Origin of the sequence: Streptomyces sp. NPDC001852 (genome assembly GCF_042891825.1) — a bacterium.
In the GTDB taxonomy this organism is placed as follows: domain Bacteria; phylum Actinomycetota; class Actinomycetes; order Streptomycetales; family Streptomycetaceae; genus Streptomyces.
In genome coordinates this window covers 148,046-168,924 of record NZ_JBIATN010000012.1, presented here as the reverse complement: position 1 = coordinate 168,924, position 20,879 = coordinate 148,046, and the positions used below count along the sequence as shown (strand labels likewise).

Below are 20,879 nucleotides of genomic sequence, written 5' to 3'. Positions count from 1 at the left end.
ACCGCCCGTTGCCGCGCGGACGCGGCGGTGACCCGAGGTGCCTCGTGCGTGTGTCATGCCCTGGGGTTGCCGCCGGGGAGGAATGGGTTGCCACGGTTCGGCGGGCACCGAAACGACCCGCGCCTAGCGTGGCCGTATGACTGCGGAGCCCACCGTGACGACGTTCGCCGCACTCCACCACCGGCCCGGCGCGCCGCTGCTGCTGCCGGGCGCCTGGGACCACGCCTCGGCGGCCGCGCTCGCCGCCCGGGGTTTCCCGGCGATCGGCATCAGTAGCCTGGCCGTGGCGGCGGCCGCCGGACTGCCCGACGGCGAGGGCGCGAGCCGGGAGCAGACCCTGGCGCTCGCCCTGATCCTCGGCTCGGGGCCCTGGCTGCTCTCGGTCGACGCCGAGGACGGGTTCAGCCCCGATCCCGGCGAAGTGGCCCGGCTGGCACAGGAGTTGTGGGCCGTGGGGGCGGTCGGGGTCAATCTGGAGGACGGGCTGGGGCCGACCGATCGGCACGCGGCGAAGATCGCCGCCGTGAAGGCCGCCGTACCCGGCATGTTCGTCAATGCCCGTACCGACACGTACTGGTCCGGTGATGGCGACGAGCGGGAGACGCTGCGGAGGCTCGACGCCTACCAACAGGCCGGTGCCGACGGGGTGTTCGTCCCCGGACTGACCGACACCCGGCGGATCGCGGCCCTCGTCCGGCACCTGGAGGTCCCCCTCAACATCCTCTTCTCGCCCACCGGACCCGGCGTCGCCCACCTCGCCGACCTCGGCGTCCAACGCGTCAGCCTCGGCTCGCTGCTCTACCGGCGGGCGTTGGGTGCGGCCGTGGAGGCGATGGCCGCCGTGGCGGCGCGACGTGCGCCGGAGGGTACGACCCCGTCGTACGGGGAGGTGCAGGCGCTGACCCACCTGGGCGGCGCGGACTTCCAGTAAGGGTTTGACGAAGTGCTGTCGGATGTCTTGACAGTGCCGGGCGGCTGCGGCGAGGCTCTCGCCCGAAAGGTGATCGTCCCGACGTGACAGCACGTCGGAGGCACATGGTGCGCTCTGCCCGGGCGAGCAGCCCTGAGCCGCCCATGCCCACGGCCCGGCACGAGAACCGGCCCCGCCGGCGCCCGCGGAGACCCCGTCGGCGTCCGCGGAGATCTCGCCGGACGCTCGCCTCCGCACGCCGCCCCCGGCCCGCCGCCCCAGACCCGCGACAGGAAGGTCCCCGCACATGTTCCGCTCCGCACGCAGAGCCGCACGACGCGCCACCGGACTCACCCGCACCGTGCTCGCCGCGGCCGTGGCTCTGAGCAGCAGCGCCCTCATCGGGCTGGCCTCCGTCCCCGCATCGGGTGCGGACGGCGCGGCCGCCTCCCTCGTGCCCGCGCGGTTCCACGGTGTCAACTGGGCCGACCCGCGCGACAACTACGCCGACGACCCGGTGGTCCTGTCCGGCCTCAGCCTCTCCGACGACTACGCCACCACGTACGCCAAGGCGAGCCGCGTCATCGCGGGATTCCGCGAGAACCTCCGGGCGAACACGGTCCGGCTGCCGGTCAACCCGTACACCGTCAACGGCACCTACTGGCGCTCCTACCGCGCCGTCATCGACGCCGCCACCGCACACGGCTTCAAGGTCGTCCTCGGCTACTGGGAGGGCACCGGCGCCCAGAAGGACGGCCTCGTCGACAACCTGCCCGACTTCTGGCGCATGTGGGGCACCGTCACCCACGCCTACCAGCGCAACCCGCTGGTCTACTTCGAGCCGATGAACGAGCCGCACGGTTACACCGCGCAGGCGTGGGCCGACCTGGCGGCGCAGTGGATCGGCACCTACCCCTCCGTGCCCCGGAACCGGATCTTCGTCAGCGGCTCCGGCTACAACGACAGCGTCGTCGGCGTCTGCGCGGACCACCGGCTCGACGGCACCTACCTGTCCCTGCACCACTACGGCTTCTGGAAGCAGAGCGCCACGTACGACGAGTGGGTCACCGACCTCAAGGCCCGCATCGGCAACTGCTCCTCCCGCACCGTCGCCGACGAGTTCGGCGCCCCCATGACGACCGGGCTGAACTACGACCAGCCCGCGTCGGCCTCCAGCGACCCCAACTCGGTCGCCTTCGTCCAGGCCGACACCGACACGTTCCGGGCCCTGCACATGGGCGCGGTCTACTGGCCTGGCCTGCGCACCGGCGACACCTACAGCATCCAGACCCTCACCGGCAGCGGCACCCACCTGGGCCTGGCCACCACCAACGCCTCCGGCGCGGACCGCCTCGCCTGGGCCTGGGGCCAGGGACACCCCGCGACCGAGGGGTGAGTTCAGCCGGTGCCGGCGTCCTCCCGGGCCGTCTGGCGCGGCCAGTGCTCCAGGGCCAGGTGCAGGGCTTCCACCGCCTTGTCCCAGGAGGCCTGTACGTCCCGGTCGGCGCCGAAGCCGCCGGAGGACTCCAGGGCGCAGTAGCCGTGGAAGGTGCTGCGCAGCAGGCGTACGGCGTCGGTCAGGTCGGGCTCGTCCAGGCCGTAGGCGCGCAGCATGCCGTAGGTGATCTCGGCGGTGCGGCGCATCGCCGGAGAGTCGGCGACCAGCGACTGGTCGATACGGATCTGGGTGGCCGCGTACCGGCCGGGGTGCTCCAGCGCGTAGGCCCGGTAGGCGCCGGCGAAGGCGGCCAGCGCCTCCTTGCCCGCGCGGCCCGCCACGGCCGGTGCGATCCGGTCGATCAACTCGCCGCCGGCGTACAGCGCGAGCCGGGTGCGCAGGTCTTCCAGGCCCCGCACATGCGAGTACAGGCTCGCATCCTTCACGCCGAAACGGCGGGCCAGCGCGGACAGGGTGACGTTCGCGAAGCCCGCCTCGTCGGCCACTTCGGCCGCCGCCGCGACCAGCCGTTCGACGGTGAGTCCGGCACGGGCCATCAGCGCGCGCCGTCGGCGGCGAACGCCACGAACTCCGTCCCGGAGACCGGGGAGAGGGTGAACTGCGCGCCGGTGGTGAACCGGACCAGTTCGGTGGTGCTCATGGCGCTCCTCGCATCCGCTCCAGCAGGCTCCGGGAATCTTCCGGGGCCAGAACCCGTGAGCGAAGTTTTGCATACCGCATGGGGACCACACTGATCGTCTTCGGATGGGTGTGGAACTCCGCCCCGGCTGCTGCACAGCGCCCGCGAGGGGCTCGCCCGTCTGCTGCGGCATCCCGTGCTGCGGGCCGCGCTCGGCTGCGCCGCCACCGTCAACTACCTGCTGCGGTCACCGGTCCCGGTCACCCGCACCCTGCGAACGGCTGATTCCGTACCGGCCCGCCCAGGTGCGGCGGCCTAGGCTGGGCAGACGCCGAAAGGGGGGAACGGTGGGACACGAGACACGCAAGGGGAGCGGCCGCAGTACCGAGGGCGACCGCGAGGACGGCGCCCGACCCCTGTGGCGGCAGCGGGACTTCGCCGTCTTCTGGGGTGCCCAGACCCTCTCCGTCCTCGGCGACTCCTTCGCCCTGATCGCGCTGCCCCTGCTGGTGCTCGAGGCCACCGGATCCGTGGCGAGGATGGGACTGCTCACCGCTGTGGGCGGGGCCGCCGCCGTACTCGCCGCCGTGTTCGCGGGCACCGTGGCCGACCGCGTGGACCGGTGCCGGCTCCTCATCACGTGCGACCTCGTCCGTATGGCCCTGTACGGCCTGATCCCGCTGGTGTGGGCCTTCGGCCCCCGCATCTGGCTGCTGTACGCGGTGCTGCCGGTCTGCGAGGCCGTCGGCATGTTCTTCGCCGTCGGCTATGTCACCGTGGTCCGCGGGCTCGTCGGCACCGCCCGGCTCACCGAGGCCAACGGCCGGCTGAACGCCACCGCCGCGGCGGCCGGAGTGCTCGGACCGGCGGGCGCGGGGCTGGTCGCCGCCTGGGCCGGGCCGGTCGCCGCCGTCGCCGTCGACGCGGCCAGCTTCGCCGCCTCCGCCGCGTGCATGCGCTGGGTACGACTGCGCCCCCGGGCCGGCGACGACACTCCCGCCCCCGGCCGCAGCACCGTACGGCAGGACCTGCGCACCGGCGTCGCCTTCCTGTACCGCCACGCCCTGCTGCGCTCGCTGACGGCCCTGCTCTTCGGCTTCAGCTTTCTCACCCTCGGCCTGAACGACCTGGTCATCTACCACCTCAAGCACGACCTCGGCCACGACGACGGCACCGTCGGCACCGTCATGGCCGCCGGCGCGCTCGGCGCCATCGCCGGGTCCCTGCTCGTCGCCGGCCTCCGCCGCCTGTTCGGCTTCGGCACCGCCTGGATCGGCGCGATCGCGCTGTGCGGACTCGCCTGCGCCGGCCTCGGCTGGGTCGGCAGCGTGCCCGCGGTCGCCGTCCTCGCCGCCGTCTTCCTGGCCGGCGTGGGTATCGCGGGCACCTGCTCGATGTCCCTGCGCCAAGAGGTCACCCCCGAGCACCTGCTGGGCCGGGTCACCTCCGTCTACTGGACCCTGCAGTACTCCGCCGCCCCCGCCGGCGCAGCCCTCCTCACCTGGGCCGCCGGACGCTGGGGCACCACACCGGCTGCCCTGACCGCGGGCACCATGTGTGTCCTGCTCGCCCTCACCGCCCTCCTCACCCCGATACGCACGGCCTGAACCGCGGTCCGCGCCGTTCGCCATGCATCCCGGGCCGCCCTCGGGAGGGCACCCTCGTACGCCCCGCCGGCAGCGTCGCCCCCGAGCATGCCGATGAGGACGAAACCCACACAGGACGCGACCGCGGCCGGCCGGGAGAAGAGCCGGCCGGCCGTGGTGGACCTCAGGACCGTGTCGGTCAACTGGACTCCGGGTCGGGGGCGGTGGAGAACACGAAGGAGAACTCCGCGGGTTCGGCCCGCAGGTGGTACTGGGGCAGCGGGCCCGGGCCGCAGGACTGCGAGCCGATGCCGTGCTGGCCGTGGTCGAGGTTGACCCACACCGTGTCGCCGGGGGTGAGGTCGGTGCGGTGCGCGGCGGCGTCCAGCTGCTCGGTGGTCCAGCGGCGGGCGGTGAGCCAGAAGGCGGGGTCGCCCTCGATGCGCAGGCCGCCGAGCTCGGCCCAGCGGACGTCGACGCGGGCGCCGTTCTCCTGGGGGCGGACGTACGGCGTCTGCATGCCGTCGACGGTGGACTGCCAACGGCCGACCGCCGCCGCCGACCTGGTGTCCGGATACGCCTCGCCGGGACCGCCGCCGTACCACTGCACACGGTCGGCCGCGGACAGTGCGAAGCGGATGCCGAGCCGGGGGAGGGGGACGGCCCAGTCGCCCTCGGGGGTGGTGCATACGGTCAACCGCAGGCGGTCTCCGTCCGATGTCCAGCGGTATACGGTCGACAGCCCCAGCTCCCGTGCGGCCGGCGCCACGCGGGTGCGGACCGTCAGGGTGTGCTCACCGGCCTCCACCGCGTCGAGCCGGTGCCGCATCCGGTGCAGGCCGAGCTGTCGCCACAGCAGGCCGTACCGCAGGTCGGACTGCCAGGGGGCGCCGTCGTCGTTGTCGGTGGTGGCGCGCCACACGTCCAGCCGCAGATCGGAGACCGGCACGCCGCCCACGGCCGTCAGGGCGCCGGTGCGGGCGTCGAAGGTGCCCGGGCCGAGGGTGATCACCCCGTCGCCGGGCGCCGGCCGGGCGGTCGCCGGGACCGTGGGTGCCCGGCGCTCCGACACCGGGACCTGGCCCCAGGCCACGACATGGCCCCTCGGCGCCCAGGCGGTGTCCGCCGCGAGCGCGGCCCGGACCGTCCAGAGGGCCTCGCCGGCCGGCGCCCCGGCCGGCGGCGCGGGCAGCTTGACGTCGGCGCACTCGCCGGGTGCCAGGGCCGGCACCGACAGCGTGCCGGACTCCACCGTCTCCCCGTCGACCTCGTACGACCAGGAGAACACCAGCGCCGACAGGCCGGCGAAGTCCTGCTTGTTGGTGACCCGGACCGTGCCGTCGCCGATGTCGCCGGCGATGCCGACCGGTTCGATCACCTTCTTGAACTCGACCAGGCCGGGGGAGGGCTGCCGGTCCGGGAAGAGCAGGCCGTCGCAGACGAAGTTGCCGTCGTGCAGCTCCTCGCCGAAGTCACCGCCGTAGGCGTGGCCCAGCTCCGGATGGGCGATGCCGTGGTCGATCCACTCCCAGACGAAGGCACCCTGCAGCCGGTCGTACGACTCGAACAGCCGCTGGTAGTCGGCGAGTCCGCCGGGACCGTTGCCCATGGCGTGCGCGTACTCGCAGAGGACGAAGGGCAGCCCGCGCCGCTTGGGGGTGCCGCCGTCCAGGCCCCGGCCGATCTTCTCGACCTCGGCGTGGTCGGCGTACATCCGTGAGTACACATCCGTGTCATGGCAGTTGATGTCACCCTCGTAGTGGAGCAGCCGGGAGGGGTCCCGGCCCTTCATCCACTCGGCCATCGCGGTCAGGCCCCGGCCGGTGCCGGCCTCGTTGCCGAGCGACCAGATGACCACCGACGGGTGGTTCTTGTCCCGTTCGACCATGCGGGCCGCCCGGTCCAGCAGGGCCGGGGTCCAGCGGTCGTCGTCGACGGGGTTGTCCCGCCAGCCCTGCTCGGTGAAGCCGTGGGTCTCCAGGTCGCACTCGTCGATCACCCACAGCCCGTACTCGTCGCACAGGTCGAGGAAGGCGGGGTGCGGCGGGTAGTGGGAGGTGCGGACGGCGTTGACGTTGTGCCGCTTCATCAGCAGGACGTCCTCGCGCATGGTGGCGAGGTCCAGCGCGCGTCCCTTCTCGGGGTGCCACTCGTGCCGGTTGACGCCCTTGAACAGCACCGGCCTGCCGTTGACCTTGATCAGGCCGTCCGCCCGCTCAACGGTACGGAAACCGATGCGCAGCGGCACCCGCTCGCCCTCGGTGGCGAGCGTGCCCTCGTACAGCCTCGGTGCCTCCGCCGACCACGGCTCGACCGGCACGGTGACGCTCTCACCGGTCGCGAGGTCGACACCGAGCTCGGGAACGGTCACCCGGCCGTCCACGTCGGAGTCGACGCGCAGGGTGCCGGTGCCGGCGCGGTGGTCGTAGGAGGCGTGCACGAAGAAGTCGAGGGCGGCGCCCGCCGGGCGGTGCAGCAGGGTGACGTCACGGAAGATGCCCGGCAGCCACCACTGGTCCTGGTCCTCCAGATAGGAGCCCGCCGACCACTGGTGGACGCGGACCGCCAGCACGTTGCCCGCGGGCTTCAGCAGATGGCCGACGGCGAACTCGTGGGGCAGCCGGGACCCCTTGAACTCGCCGAGGTCCGTGCCGTTCAGCCACACCCGGGCGCAGGACTCCACCCCGTCGAAGCGCAGCACCGCGCCCCCGTCCGACGGCCAGTCGTCCGGCAGGTCGAAGAGCCGCAGGTGGTCGCCGGTCGGGTTCTCCGTCGGCACGCGCGGCGGGTCCACCGGGAAGGGGTAGAGGTGGTTGGTGTAGATGGGGGCGCCGTGCCCCTGGAGGACCCAGTGGCCGGGGACCGGGACCTCCGCCCAGTCACCGGCGTCGTACCCCTCCTCGGCGAAGGAGTCGTCCTCGGCGTCGGCCGTCTGCGACAGCCGGAAGCGCCAACTGCCGTTCAGCGACAGGGAGGTGGCGTCCGAGGACGCGTACCAGGCGCGGGGCGGCAGCGCCCCGGAGCCCGGCGAGACGTCCTCGACGTAGTCGGTGACGGTGTGGGTGCTCACAGGCATCGGTCTCCTAGCTCAGCCCTTGATGCCGGTCTGCGCGATTCCCTGCACCAGCCAGCGCTGGAGGAAGAGGAACACGAACAGCAGCGGCAGGATAGAAATCGCGGTCGCCATGAAGATCTGGTGGAAGACGACGGTCTGGTTGGTCATGTACGAGGAGAGCGCCACCTGCACGGTCCACGAGTTCGGGTCCTGCCCGATGACCAGCGGCCACAGGAAGGCGTTCCAGCCGTTGATGAACGTGATCGTCGCGATCGCCGCGAAGAAGTTCAGGGAGTTGGGGACGACGACCCGCCAGTACGCGCCCCAGTAACCGAGCCCGTCCACGCGCGCCGCCTCCTCCAGTTCCTTGGGGAACCCGAGGAAGTACTGCCGGAAGAGGAAGCAGGTGAAACCGCTGAACAGACCCGGAATGATCAGACCCCGGTAGGTGTCCACCCAGCCGAGGGACGACACCAGCACGAAGCTCGGCACGAAGGTCACCGAGGTCGGGACCATCAGGGTGCCCAGCACGACGTAGAAGATCTTGTTGGCGTGCCGGTACGGGATCCGCGCCAGGGCGTAGCCCGCGAGGGAGCACACCAGCAGGATGCCGACGGTCATGGAGACGGCGACCACCATGGAGTTCACCAGCGACCTGCCGAACGGCACCGACGGGTCGTCGAACAGCTCGCCGATGTTGCCCCACTGCAGGTGTGTGGGGAAGAACTCCCAGTGCTGCCCGGTGATCTGGGGGTCGGTGGACAGGGAGTTGCGCAGCAGCACGTAGAACGGGATCAGGAAGAGGAAGGCGGCGACACCGCTCGCGATGTAGAGGCCGGTGTTGCCCATGACCCCGCCCCTGCGTTTCGTGGTCACTTGGAGTCGTCCCCCCTTCCGAAGCCCATGATCTTGCCCTGGAACAGGGTCACGACGACGATCAGCGCGGTCAGGATGACGGCGCCCGCGCTGCCGGCGCCGTAGTCCTGTTCCGTGCCCAGCGCGGTGTAGTAGAGCTCGACCAGCGGCGGCCGGCCCCAGGTCGTCTTGTCGAGCAGGTTGAAGAACTCGTCGAAGGCCTGGTAGGCGGCGATGAGCAGCAGCAGGATCACCGCGGTCGACGTGGCGCGCAGCTGGGGCAGGGTGATGTGCCGGAAGGTCTGCCAGCCCGGCGTGGCGCCGTCGATGGCGGCGGCCTCGTACAGCTCGGCCGGGATGTTCTGCAGCGCGGCCAGGAACAGGATCATGTAGAAACCGGACTGCAGCCACAGCCGTGCCGTGACGATGACCAGCCAGTACCAGGGCGGGCTGGGGCTCGCCAGCCAGGCGATGTTGTCGATTCCGAACCAGCCGAGGACCGTGTTCATCAGGCCGAAGCGCACCCCGCTGAAGAGGGACATCTTCCAGATCAGCGAGGCGGCGACGTAGGAGCACGCGGTCGGCAGGAAGAACACCGACCGGAAGAACGCCCGCATGAACCGCAGCCGGTTCACCAGCAGGGCGAGGCCCAGCGACACCGCCCAGGTGATCGGCACGATGAACGCGGCGAAGACGGTGAAGGTGCCGAGCGAGTGGACGAACTTGGGGTCCGTCAGCATGTACGTGTAGTTGTCGAGGCCGATGAACTTCGACGGGGTGACGGTGAAGCGTGCGTCGAAGAAGCTCAGGTAGACGCTCCAGCCGATCGGCACGTAGATGAAGACCATCAGCCCCGCGAGGAAGGGGCCGATGAAGAGCCAGAAGTTGACGGTGCGGCTGCCCCGCAGACCCCGCCGCGTCCCGGCCGGTGCGGCCTTGGCCGGGGCGGGGCTCGCGAGGCCGCGCTCGGTGGTCGTCGACATGTCGTGGTCCGTCCGCCGGCCTATCCGAAGAGCTTCTTCAGCTCGCGGTTGACGGTCCTGTCGCACTCCTGGAGAGCCTTCTCCGGGTCACCGTCCTTGCGGACGCAGTTGGCGAGGAGATCCCATGTCGCCTGGATCATCGCCTGGGTCCAGCCGATGTTGTCGAAGTGCCCGTAGTCGTTGAAGAGCTTGACGCCCTGCGTCGGGAGACCGGACTTGAGCCTGGTGGCCGTGGCGGCGATCGAGGAGCGCGGCGGGATGTGGAAGCCGTACGAGGTCGCGAAGTCCTCCTGGTACTGCTTCTGGTCGATCCACAGCCACTTGACGTACTCCTTGGCCGCGTCGACGTCGGCGCCCTTGGCGTTGACGAACATGGACCAGCCGCCGTTGTAGACCGAGGGCTTGCCGGAGTCGACGGTCTTCGGGAAGGGGAAGATCCCGAGGTCGTCGCCGAGCGCCTTCTGGAACTGCGGCATGGCCCACATGCCGCAGAACTGGATGGCGCACAGGCCCTGGCTGAGCGAGGAGGGGTCCCAGAAGTCGGTCGGGGCGCCGAGGAGCAGATCGCCGCTGGTGAAGAGCTTGCGCAGCTTCTTCAGGCCCTCGATGACGCCGGGCGTGTGGTAGGCGATCCGGTTCTTGTCGTCGAGGGTGTCGGCGCCCGCGGACCAGATCAGCGGGTTGATGATCGCGTGCAGGTCGTTGCCGAGGTACAGGCCCTTGACCTTGTCGGTGGTGAGCTTGGCGGCGGCCTCGATCAGCTCGTCGAGGGTCTCGGGGACCTTGACGCCGGCCTTCTCGAAGAGGGAGGGCCGGTAGAAGAAGAACTGCGGATCGTCGATCATCCGGATGCCGTAGATCTTGCCGTCCACGGTGTGCGAGGTGATGTCGGCCTGGTTGAAGTCGCTCTTGACCGGAGCGATGAGGTCGGTCAGGTCCGCCACCTGACCGCTCTTGACCATCTGGATCTGCGGGTGGAACTCGAAGACGTCGGGCGCGCTCTTGGTGAGCAGGGTGGCGAAGAGCTTGCTCTCGTAGTCGGCACTGGTGATCCACTGCGTGGTCACGTTCGCCTTCTTGTACGCGGCGGCGTACCGCTTGACGGCCTGCTCCACGCCCGGCTCGCCGTAGGCGTGGAACATCTGGGTGAGCTGCTTGCCCGACCCGCTGCCGCCACGGCCGTTGTTGCTGCCGCACGCGGCGAGCGGTGCGGCGACGGCCAGACCGGCGGCGGCGCGGAGTATCGAACGGCGGTCCCAAGTGCTGTTGCTCGGTGCCGACATGGTGACGTCCTTGTCTGTGGAAGTGCGGGTGCGGCTAAGGCCGGAGCGGGACGTTAACCTTCGGCTAAGGCTTCGGCAAGGGGTTGGACGAAGTCTGTTCGAAGCGTTGCGTTCGGGTCGGTATCCCGAACGGCTCGGTGGGGAAAGGAAGATGAGGGCCGCCGGGTCAGGGAGGCGGCCGGAGGCCCTCGGTCAGGGGGAAGCGGTGGTCACCGCCGGGTCCAGGCCTTGTTCGCGCCGCCGTTGCAGCTGTAGAGGATCACCTTGCTGCCGTCGGCCGTGGCCTGTCCGCCGACGTCGAGGCACCTGCCCGACGCCTCGTTCACGATCTGCCCGTCGGCGTTCGGCAGCCATCGCTGGGTTCCGTCGCCCGTGGCCGTGGCGGTGGCCGCGAGGCGGAGTCGGGCGACACGTGCCTGGACCCTCGGGTCGAAGTGCTGGAGGCGTCGACCCACCAGGCGGCGGACGCGCCGATGTTGTCGATGGTCTGGGCGGCGTGCGGGGAGACCTCGGCGGCGGCCGGGGCGGCGTCGGCGCTCGCGGGCGGGGAGGTGAGGAGGGCTGCGGTGACGGCCAGTGCGGCGGAGACCTCAGCGGCGGACGGGATCTGCCGGTGCGGGGGCGAGGCACGTGCATCCCTTCCGTCGTCATGAAGGCGGTGCGGTACGGCTCCTTGCGTTGCTGCGTGTTGCCGACTGTCGTGCTCATTCCTTTTGCGGGGCGCCCAAGCCGGTGTCGAGGACGCGACCGTGCTCAGCCCTGCGGGCCTCCGCGCGGTCGCGCCCTCGACACCGGCGCGCCCCGCCCCACGGACTGCAGCGCCCCCTCCAGCGCGAACGTGGCCGCGCCCAGGGACACCGGGTCGGTGGGGATCGGGGAGAGGACGATCTCGGTGGCGGCCAGGGGCCGGCGCAGCGCGTGCCGGGCGACGGCCTGGCGGACCTCGTCGAGCAGTGGCTCGCCCAGCCGGGCGGCGACCCAGCTGCTGAGCACGACCACTTCGGGGTTGAGCAGGTTGATCAGGTCGGAGATGCCGGCGCCCAGGTAACGGGCGGTGTCCCGGACGACCTTGAGGGCCACCGGATCACCTGCGGCCACCGCGTCGGCCAGCGCGTCGATGGTGGCCGTCTGGTCCTCGGGGTGCAACAGCGCGGACTGCGGGCTGAGTTCGCGCAGGTTCTGCATGATGCCGGGCGCGCCGACATACGTCTCCACACAGCCGTGGTTGCCGCAGTGGCACAGCCGGCCGTCCAGCACGAGCGTGGTGTGGCCCCACTCGCCTGCGCTGTTGCTCACCCCCCGGTGCGGCCCGCCGCCGAGGGCGAGGCCGGCGCCGACGCCGGTGCCCAGATTGACCACGACCGCGTCGCCGCGGCCCCGCGCGGCCCCGAACCACAGCTCGGCCACCGCACAGGCGCGCAACGGGTTGTCCAGGTACAGGGGGTACGCGATGTGTTCGGCGAGCAGGTCCAGCAACGGTACGTCGTGCCAGTCCCAGTTGGGCGCGTACTCGGCGACGCCGGTGTCCCGGTCCACCTGGCCCGGCACGCTCACGCCGACGCCGAGCACCCGGGCCGCCCCGATACCGGCCTGCGCCACCACCGAGCCGACGGCCGCGGCCACGTGGCCGACCACCTGCTCCGGGCGGCTCTCGCCGGGCCGCATGTCCTCGTCGGCGCGGGCCAGCACGTTCAGCGCCAGGTCGAACAGCTCGACATGGACGTACGTCTCCGCGATGTCGACGCCGATCAACGCGCCCCCCGACGCGTTGACGGCCACCAGGCCCCGGGGCCGGCCGCCGGCGGAGTCCTCGAACCCCACCTCGGTGATCATGCGGAGGTCCAGCAGCTCGCCGACCAGCGTGGCGACCGTGGCCAGGCTCAGTCCGGTGGCGGCGGCGAGTTCCTGCCGGGAGGTGGGAGACTCGGCGATGATCTGGCGCAGCACCTCGTAGCGGTTCGCGGTGCGGATGTCACGTGATGTGCGCTTCAACGCGGCTGCCCCTCCCATCCCGTCCAGCCGGACCGGGCCGGGGCGACACTCGGCACCGGCGCGAGCGCCAGGCTATGGGCTGGGAGGGAGTTTCGACAAGGGGTTAGGAAAGGGGCTGGAGAAAGTCCGCCGACCCTCACCGGTCGGAGAGTCCGAGGAGGTCCCGCAGGAAGGCGTTGGCGAACGTGCCGGACGCGTCCATCTGGCGGGCCAGGGACGCGAAGTCGTGGAACCGCGGATACCGCCCGCGCAGTACGGCCGAGGGGATCCGGAAGACCTTCCCCCAGTGCGGGCGCGGGTCGAACGGGTCCAGCACCTCCTCCAGCCGGCGCACCACCGGCAGCACCGCCGCCTCGTCCCGCACCCAGGTGAAGTGCAGCGCGACCGAATCCCGTCCGTGGGCCGGGCTCAGCCACTGCGTGTCGGCGGCGACCGTACGCACCTCGCAGGTCTGCAGGACGCCGGCGACGGTCTCCCGGACACCGTCGATCGCATGCAGGGCGTCCATCGCCGCCGACCGCGGCAGCAGGTACTCCGACTGGATCTCCTCCCCGCTGCTCGGCGTGAACTCCGCCCGGAAGTGCGGCAGTCGCTCGTGCCACGGCCCCGGCACGCCCAGTTGCCCGGTGCAGTTCCGCGCGGGCATGCCCGGCACCGGGTGCAGCGGCACCTGTGCGGGCGCCGCCCACGGGAAGTCCACCGCCGGGCGGTCCGTGCGCCGCTTGACCCACACCTGCCTGAAGCCCGGCTCGCGCCAGTCCGTGAACAGGCTCACGCTGTACCCCGCGGCCGCCACGGCATCGAAGTCCAGCCCCTCCAGCGGGAGTTCGGTGTAGACCCGCTGCTCCACCTCGAACGCCGGTTCCAGGTCGAGCGTGAGCGCGGTGACGACACCGAGCGCGCCGAGCGAGGTCACGGCGCCGTCGAACCGCCGGTCGTCCCGGCCCGTGGTCCCGCTGTCGCCGCTCGCGACGATCATCTCCACCTCCCGCACCGCCGACGCCAGCGGGGCGTTCTCCACGCCCGAGCCGTGCGTACCGGTCGCCAGTGAACCGGCCACCGAGATGTGCGGCAGGGAGGCCATGTTGGGCAGGGCGAGGCCGTGCGCGTGGACCGTGCGGGCCAGTTCGGCGTAGCGGGCCCAGCCCGACACCCGGACCGTGCGCGCCGCCGTGTCGACGTCGATCTCCCGCGGCAGACCGGCGGTGGACAGCAGCACGCCGTCCGGACCGGGGTCGGCGATCCGGTTGAAGGAGTGCCCGCTGCCCAGCACGCGCACCCGCTCACTCCTCGCCACCAGCGCCGCGAGTGCGTCCACGGTGCGCGGACGGTGGATCTGCCGCGGGGTGTAGCTGATGGTCCGCGCCCAGTTGGTGACCGTCCCGCCGGTCTCGGCCGTCCCTGCCACGGTTGCGTCCCTCCCGGAGAGTGCCTGTGTGCCGACCCTCTCATCCGGAACGGCCGGAGAGGGAGGCGTGCTGCGGATTTCGTTGTTTGAGTCGCGTCGATTGACGTCTCTGAAATATCACTGGCTCCTCTGCTGCGATATCAGTACGGTTCTGCTGCATGACCCAGGAACAGCTTCCCGACCGCCTGCCCGTCACCGACCGCACCCGCCACCGCCGGCTGCGCGAGCAGGGCAGCCTGGAGCGGGCGGAGCTGGAGGCGATCCTCGACGCCGCCTTCGTCTGTCATCTGGGGGTGCTGGTCGAGGGGCGGCCGGTCGTCGTGCCCACGGTGTACGGGCGGGACGAGCGGTGGCTGTATCTGCACGGATCCGTGGCCAGCCGCAGCCTCGCCGGGGACACGCCGGTGTGCGTCACCGTCACCCACGTGGACGGGCTCGTGCTCGCCCGGTCCGTCTTCGAGCACGGCGTGAACTACCGCAGCGCCATGATCCACGGCATGGCCCGCAAGGTCACCGACCCCAAGGAGAAGGTGGAGGGGCTGCGCCGGCTCACCGAGCACTCCGCACCGGGCCAGTGGTCGTACGCCCGCCGCCCCAACCGCAAGGAACTGGCCGCCACCACCCTCCTCGCCCTCTCCCTCCAGGAGGCCTCCGTCAAGATCCGCACCGGTGCCCCGGACGACGGCGACAGCCCCGACGCCGCCCTCGGTCTGTGGGCCGGGGTCCTGCCGCTGACCACGGTCTGGGGCACTCCCGAGCCCGACCCGGCGCTGCCCGCCCGGACCGCCGTACCGGACCACATCGCGCGCCGTGCGGGGACCCGGCACGGCTGAGCCACAGGCGGGGGCATACGGTGTAACTCGTACGCCTGAGCCGGGAGGAGACAGACGGATGGGCAGTCGTACCGCGCTGGTCGAGGATCTGATGGAACGGTTCCCGCACGTGCCACGCGAAGCCGTCTTCAAGGAGGATCTGCTCCGCGGCGGCGTCGCCTTCGACCCGTCCGCCCTCAGCGACAACGAGAGCGGCGAGGTCAAACCCAAGTCGTACTTCATCTTCTCCTTCGACCACGGCACCCTGCCCGAGCTCGGCGAGGCCGCGCTCAGGCGTCCGCCTGAGGAGATCATCCTCACCGGCGGCCCGTACGACCTGCGCCGTACGGTGGTCTCCGTACGGGTGAACCCTGCCTCGCCGTACCGGGTGGCGGCCGACGACGAGGGGCAGCTCGGGCTCTACCTCGACGGGAAGCGGATCGCGGACGTCGGTGTGCCGCCCATGCCGGAGTACTACCGGCACACCCTCTCCAACGGGAAGTCCGTGATGGAGGTGGCCCCGACCATCCAGTGGGGCTACCTGATCTACCTCACCGTCTTCCGGGTCTGCCAGTACTTCGGCGCCAAGGAGGAGTGCCAGTACTGCGACATCAACCACAACTGGCGCCAGCACAAGGCCGCCGGGCGGCCGTACACCGGAGTCAAGGACGTCGAGGAGGTGCTGGAGGCCCTCGAGATCATCGACCGGTACGACACCCAGAAGGCCTCCACCGCCTACACGCTGACCGGCGGCGCCATCACGAAAACGGTTGCCGGGCGGGACGAGGCCGACTTCTACGGCCACTACGCCAAGGCCATCGAGGAGCGCTTCCCGGGCCGCTGGATCGGCAAGGTCGTCGCCCAGGCGCTGCCCAAGGCCGACGTGCAGCGGTTCAAGGACTACGGCGTGCAGATCTACCACCCCAACTTCGAGGTGTGGGACCGCCGGCTCTTCGAGCTGTACTGCCCCGGCAAGGAGCGTTACGTCGGCCGCGACGAGTGGCACAAGCGCATCCTGGACTCCGCCGAGGTGTTCGGCGCGCGCAACGTGATCCCCAACTTCGTGGCCGGCGTGGAGATGGCCGAGCCGTTCGGGTTCACGACGGTGGACGAGGCGATCGCGTCGACCACCGAGGGCCTGCGCTTCTTCATGTCGCACGGCATCACGCCCCGCTTCACCACCTGGTGCCCGGAGCCCACCACCCCGCTCGGCAAGGCCAACCCGCAGGGCGCGCCGCTGGAGTACCACATCCGGCTGCTCCAGGCCTACCGTCAGACGATGGAGGACTTCGGGCTGTCCTCCCCGCCCGGCTACGGCCCGCCCGGACCCGGCCGCGCCGTCTTCTCCGTCAGCTCCTTCATGGACAGCCTGCCCGCGGAGGACCCGGCGGCCGACGCCACCCAGGCCCCGGCCGAGGTGTGATGCCGCGCACCGGACCGACGGGGCGGTGAGCGCAACGGCGCCGGCATCCGTACTGGAGGCCGGAGTTGCGGGCTCGTCGCGTCGCGCATCCGCCCCGACACCATCGGTAACCGGATGTGAACAGGCCGCTTGTCAGTTGTGTCGAGGACGTGAAAGGCTCTGTGTCCTGCCGCGAGGTACCTCGCAACTCCCTTCCTTCTGTGGTGAGTTGCCCTCGCTCGTGGATGCAGGAGTCCCATGCCCGACCTGCCGACCCCCCAGGACGCCACCGAGTCCGCGCTGTTCTCGGAGGGCTGGGACGCGGTGCTCAGTTACGCGGACCTGTGCACCTCCGGCTCGCTGACGGCCCATCAACTGGCGACCGAGGCCTTCACGCTCGGCATGCGCGAGCTCCGCGCCGCCGCGCGCACCCATGTGCGCGGCGCGGGCCGCCGCACCGCACGGCTGCCCACGATCCCGGCACTGCTCACCGCCGTACGCGACACCGCCGCCGCCTGGGAGGCCGACGGACAGGGCCACAGACTCGACCCCGACCTGAGGCTGTGGCTCAACTCCGGCCAGGCCGCCCGCTACACGGGCCCGCCGCTGCAGCGCCCGGTCGCGCTGCGCGGCCTCAGGGACATGCAGGAGGCCGACGCGTCGCTGCTGTGGCTGGCCGAGGTGGAGGCGCTGCCCCTGCCCGCCGTCGCCCGTCGGCTCGGCCTGGACCCGGCCACGGTCGCCGAGGAACTCGACCAGGTGCGCACCCTGTTCCGCGACCGCTGCCACCGCGCCCACCTCGACACCCCGATGGACGCGCAGTGCCGTTCCTACGCCCGTCTGCTGGACGCGGTCACCCGCTCGCCGAGCTCCGACACCCCCGACGACCTCTCCCGGCACCTCGCGACCTGCGTCGGCTGCGCCGAGGCCGCCGCGTGCCTGCGCCTGCACGGCGGCGGGCTGCCCGCCGCGCTGGCCGGCGGGGTCGTCGGCTGGGGCGGCCTCGCCTACCTGGAACGCCGCCGCCGCGCCGCCGAGGTCCGCCTCGGCGCGGGCCGCCCGGCCGATCCCGGCACCGGCGACCCCGAGGAGGACGCGGGCCGCAGCAAGGTCCTGCGCCGCGGCCTGCTCGCCGCCGCCGTGCTGCTGTCGGCACTGGCGCTCGGCGTGTCGATGATGCCGTTCGGCGGCTCCGGCGAAGACAGCGCCGCGCGCGACGACCGGCAGCCGGTCGCCGACCCCAGCGTCTCCCGGACCACCACCCCGCCCGGCCCGCCGACCGCACCCGCCGCCACGCCCTCGCCGCCGCCCACCACCGCCGGCGCCGGCCGTGCGCAGCCCGACCCCGAACCCCAGGGCAGCACCTCCGCGGCCGCCCACCAGCCCACCCCCGTCCGCTCCAGCGCCCCCGCGGCCGGCTGCCGGGTCGCCTACGATCTCGTCGACCAGTGGCCCGACGGCTTCCAGGCCACCGTCACCGTCACCACCGACCGGCCCCTCGACGGCTGGAGCCTGTCCTGGGCCTTCCGCGACGGCCAGCAGGTCGGCCAGATGTGGGACGCCACCGTCCACCAGAGCGGCTCCCGGGTCACCGCGACCGCCGCCGACTACAACAAGGCCGTCGCCGCGCACGGCACGCTGTCCCTGGGGTTCATCGGCACCTGGCAGGGCAGAAACCGGTCACCGTACGGTTTCACGCTCAACGGGGCCGCCTGCACGACCGGCTGAGCCGGGCCTCCGCGCGCGCCGGATGATCGGCGATCAAGCCGCGCTCTAGGTCGCCTGCCTAGCCTCCTGCGGCATGGAGACTGCGAAGATAGGCAACGCGCTGAGCCACTACTACGGCGATGTGCGCCGGGCCATGCGATCGCTGGCGGCGTCCAAGCCGGAAGCCGGCGAGTTCTTCGAGCCCGCCTGGGAGATCCCCGAGCTGTCGGAATCCCTGGAGAGGTACTTCTCCGCCTCGGGCCTCTCCGGCGGCTCGATGGGTGAGTACCACGGCCGTCGGCTCCTTTTCATGAACCTCACCGGCAACCCCCGTACCCACACCACGAAGACCTTCGGTTCGCAGGTCATCGTCGCCCGGGCACTGCGGCACATCGAGACGCACGACGAGCCGGTCCTCCTCGTGACGCCGTCCGCCGCCAACAAGGCCGTCGCCCTGCGCGACGCCGTGCTGCGCGCGTACGAGGCCGGTCTCGCCACCCCCGAGACCCTCCGCGTCACGGCGATCGTGCCGTACTCCTCCCTCATCAAGCTGTGGGACTCCCCCCTGGCCACCGACCCCGCGCTCGCGGCGGCCAACCCCCTGGGCGTCTACCGGGGCGCCGAGCGGGAGGATGTGAAGCGGCTCCTCACCGCGGCGTACCGCACGGTGGCCGACGAGATCAGGGCGGCCACCGGATTCCGCGCCTGGTACACCCTCGACCCGGACAACTACAAGGCGGCGGACGTGGTGCGGGCCTCGTTCGAGCGGGAGTTCTTCGCGCCGGGCGAGCGCACCCGCTGGCACGCGCACGCCGTCTCCAGCGCCTACGGGTTCCTCGGGCACAACCTGGGCACGCAGCTCTCCGGCGGGGAACCGCAGGGCGCCGCGAATCCGGCCAAGTACCTCCTGGTGCAGCATCTGGAGACCCCGGACCTGGTGATGGCCGTCACCGGGCGGCAGGAGCTTCCCGCCTACGAACGCGACGCGGCCACCGGGCTGCTGCGCCAGCCGGAGCCGGCCGACCCGCGGTTCCCCGCCGTGTGCTACTCGACGAACGAGCGTCTGGAGCGCACCTTCTACACCCGGCTGCCCCCGACCACGCCCGCGGTCACCGAACTGCTGCGGCGCCAGGGCGGCGACGGCATCGTCGTCTCGCTGCCCGAGTGCCTCCAGCGCTACCAGGAGGTCCGCGGCCTCCTCGCGAGCGCCGGCATGACCCGGCTGCCCGAGGACCCCCGCAAGCTGCGCGAGTGGGCCATGGTCATGGCCGTCGTCGGCTCGCTCACCGCCATCGACCGGGGCATCCTGCCCGAGGACGTGGACGTGCTGGTACACGGTTCCGGTGCCTACTCCGAGGGCGAGTTCGAGTCCCCCGACCGCAGTGTCCTGCACGAGGTCACCACCGCCCAGGACGTCGCCGAGGTCCTGCTGGCGGCCGCCAAGGCCTAGGCCCTGCCGTCACGTTCCCTCCCCCAGCCTTCGGCCGGGAGGTGCCCCCACTCGCCGCACCGGGCCCGGGCCCACGTACGTCCAGTACGAGGGCCACGTCGCCCGGCTGCCGGTGCGGACCTCTCCTGATGAATCGAGTCGTGCCTTGAACCTCCGGTCACGCGTCGACGTGCTCCTTGGCTGGACGCGCTGGCGCGCCCCCCATGTCGTCAAGTCCATCCGGTCCCCGCTCTGGAACCGGCTGCGGCTCGCGGTCCACGAGTCGTGCCGTCGCCGGATCCCCGTGGTCAGCGCGTCCGCCGAGGTGGACGGCCGCCGCATGTCGTTCGTGTACGGCGGCTTCGAGGACGGGCTGCGGTACATCCAGCCGTACATCCAGGACTGCCTCTTCGGCCAGGGCCCGGTCGACGTACGGAAGGAGATGCTCACCCGCCGGGAACTGCTGCGGAAGATCGACGCGGAGCAGCCCGACCTGTCGATCGTGGCCGGTGGCTCCCGGTTCGTGGAAAGCACCCCGGCCGAGCGTTCGATCACCATGCCGTTCCGCATCCACCAGGTGGTCGACACGTCGCAAGGATGGCCCGCGGTCCAGCAGAAGATGTCGCGGCGCGAGGTCAAGCGCCACGGCCAGTGGTGCGAGGAGTACGGATACACCAGCGCGCCCACCCGCTCGGCCGACGACTACTTCTGGTTCTACGACCGCATGGTCGTGCCCAGCATGGAGGTCCGGTACGGAAAGCGCGACCGCAGCCTGGGAAAGGAGCAGGGCTACCACATGATCTTCCGGCACGGGATTCTCTTCATGGTGGACTCCCGCACCGGCCGGGTGGCGGGAAGCACCAGTGAACTGGACTCCAGGCGCAGGCTCATCAACGCGCGGCTCATCGGCGTCCGGGACGGCGACCAGGACCTGCGCAAATACGGTGCCCAGAACGCCCTGTACCACTTCATCCTGCGGTGGGCCTGCGAGAACGGCTACGACCGGGTCGACTACCAGGGGTGCGAGCCGTTTCTGCGCAAGGGGACCTTCCAGTACAAGAAGCGCTTCGCCACCCGCGCCGAACTCCCGCCGAACCACTACCGCTTCGTGCGGATGCGCCTGCGCGCGGGTGCCGACTCCCCGCAGCTGCGGCGCTTCCTCGCCGCCAACCCGGTGATGCTCATCGACGCGGAAGGGCGTCTCGGCGCCGGCTACTTCCACGACGACGAACACCGGCCGCGGCTCGACGTGCCGTACCGGTGCGACGGTTTCGAGTTCGAGCAGCTGATCGACATGACGACATTCTTCGGCACGTCCCCCCGGGTCCGGGCACCAGAGCTGGTGCCGGAGTGAACGGCGTCGCGGCCGGTCAGGAAAG

General features: G+C 71.4%; 16 protein-coding genes. 8 read left to right on the top strand and 8 right to left on the bottom strand.

Translation table 11 applies throughout. The annotated features are described in order from the left end of the window. The first annotated feature begins 136 nt into the window (after positions 1–136). On the top strand, positions 137–931 hold the full coding sequence (locus ACFYZB_RS22170) for an isocitrate lyase/phosphoenolpyruvate mutase family protein (protein WP_388761185.1): 795 nt from the start codon (positions 137–139) through the stop codon (positions 929–931). Between the two features lie 286 nt (positions 932–1,217). Then, positions 1,218–2,306 (top strand): cellulase family glycosylhydrolase, encoded by a 1,089-nt coding sequence (locus tag ACFYZB_RS22165; RefSeq protein ID WP_388761183.1) that lies wholly within the window; start codon positions 1,218–1,220, stop codon positions 2,304–2,306. A gap of 2 nt (positions 2,307–2,308) precedes the next feature. On the opposite strand, the gene ACFYZB_RS22160 is transcribed toward ACFYZB_RS22165, so the two are convergent. Continuing rightward, complete coding sequence (locus ACFYZB_RS22160; RefSeq protein WP_388761180.1) at positions 2,309–2,905, bottom strand: TetR/AcrR family transcriptional regulator; 597 nt, start codon at positions 2,903–2,905, stop codon at positions 2,309–2,311. Positions 2,906–3,335: 430 nt separating this feature from the next. On the opposite strand from ACFYZB_RS22160, the gene ACFYZB_RS22155 reads away from it, so the two are divergent. Further along, positions 3,336–4,595, top strand: coding sequence for an MFS transporter (locus ACFYZB_RS22155; protein WP_388761177.1), 1,260 nt, complete (start codon positions 3,336–3,338; stop codon positions 4,593–4,595). Positions 4,596–4,773: 178 nt separating this feature from the next. Here ACFYZB_RS22155 and ACFYZB_RS22150 read toward each other — a convergent pair whose 3' ends face one another. The 7 genes from ACFYZB_RS22150 to ACFYZB_RS22120 all read right to left on the bottom strand — a co-directional run bounded on the left by ACFYZB_RS22150 (position 4,774) and on the right by ACFYZB_RS22120 (position 14,150). Next, on the bottom strand, positions 4,774–7,644 hold the full coding sequence (locus ACFYZB_RS22150) for a glycoside hydrolase family 2 TIM barrel-domain containing protein (protein ID WP_388761175.1): 2,871 nt from the start codon (positions 7,642–7,644) through the stop codon (positions 4,774–4,776). 18 nt (positions 7,645–7,662) lie between these two features. Beyond that, positions 7,663–8,478: a carbohydrate ABC transporter permease gene (locus ACFYZB_RS22145; RefSeq protein ID WP_388761459.1), complete on the bottom strand. Its 816-nt coding sequence runs from the start codon at positions 8,476–8,478 to the stop codon at positions 7,663–7,665. Between the two features lie 23 nt (positions 8,479–8,501). Beyond that, positions 8,502–9,467, bottom strand: coding sequence for a carbohydrate ABC transporter permease (locus tag ACFYZB_RS22140; RefSeq protein WP_388761172.1), 966 nt, complete (start codon positions 9,465–9,467; stop codon positions 8,502–8,504). A 20-nt stretch (positions 9,468–9,487) separates the two neighbouring features. After that, positions 9,488–10,750 (bottom strand): ABC transporter substrate-binding protein, encoded by a 1,263-nt coding sequence (locus ACFYZB_RS22135; protein WP_388761169.1) that lies wholly within the window; start codon positions 10,748–10,750, stop codon positions 9,488–9,490. A gap of 209 nt (positions 10,751–10,959) precedes the next feature. Then, complete coding sequence (locus ACFYZB_RS22130; protein WP_388761167.1) at positions 10,960–11,205, bottom strand: RICIN domain-containing protein; 246 nt, start codon at positions 11,203–11,205, stop codon at positions 10,960–10,962. 298 nt (positions 11,206–11,503) lie between these two features. Continuing rightward, a complete protein-coding gene (locus tag ACFYZB_RS22125; protein WP_388761165.1) occupies positions 11,504–12,760 on the bottom strand; it encodes an ROK family transcriptional regulator in 1,257 nt (418 codons plus the stop codon). A 118-nt stretch (positions 12,761–12,878) separates the two neighbouring features. Then, the gene (locus tag ACFYZB_RS22120; RefSeq protein WP_388761162.1) at positions 12,879–14,150 is read right to left on the bottom strand and encodes a D-arabinono-1,4-lactone oxidase; all 1,272 of its coding nucleotides are present in this window, start codon (positions 14,148–14,150) and stop codon (positions 12,879–12,881) included. 158 nt (positions 14,151–14,308) lie between these two features. Between ACFYZB_RS22120 and ACFYZB_RS22115 the strand changes: the two genes are divergently transcribed. The 5 genes from ACFYZB_RS22115 (at position 14,309) to ACFYZB_RS22095 (ending at position 20,854) form a co-directional block, all read left to right on the top strand. Then, positions 14,309–14,983: a pyridoxamine 5'-phosphate oxidase family protein gene (locus ACFYZB_RS22115; RefSeq protein WP_388761159.1), complete on the top strand. Its 675-nt coding sequence runs from the start codon at positions 14,309–14,311 to the stop codon at positions 14,981–14,983. A 58-nt stretch (positions 14,984–15,041) separates the two neighbouring features. Beyond that, a complete protein-coding gene (locus ACFYZB_RS22110) occupies positions 15,042–16,385 on the top strand; it encodes a radical SAM protein (protein ID WP_351204100.1) in 1,344 nt (447 codons plus the stop codon). 237 nt (positions 16,386–16,622) lie between these two features. Beyond that, positions 16,623–18,092, top strand: a complete 1,470-nt coding sequence (locus tag ACFYZB_RS22105; RefSeq protein WP_388761156.1) for a cellulose binding domain-containing protein — start codon at positions 16,623–16,625, stop codon at positions 18,090–18,092. Between the two features lie 73 nt (positions 18,093–18,165). Beyond that, the gene (locus ACFYZB_RS22100; protein WP_351204104.1) at positions 18,166–19,521 is read left to right on the top strand and encodes a DUF6002 family protein; all 1,356 of its coding nucleotides are present in this window, start codon (positions 18,166–18,168) and stop codon (positions 19,519–19,521) included. 145 nt (positions 19,522–19,666) lie between these two features. Continuing rightward, entirely contained in the window at positions 19,667–20,854 is a 1,188-nt protein-coding gene (locus ACFYZB_RS22095) for a hypothetical protein (RefSeq protein ID WP_388761153.1), read from the top strand. Positions 20,855–20,879: the final 25 nt, after the last annotated feature.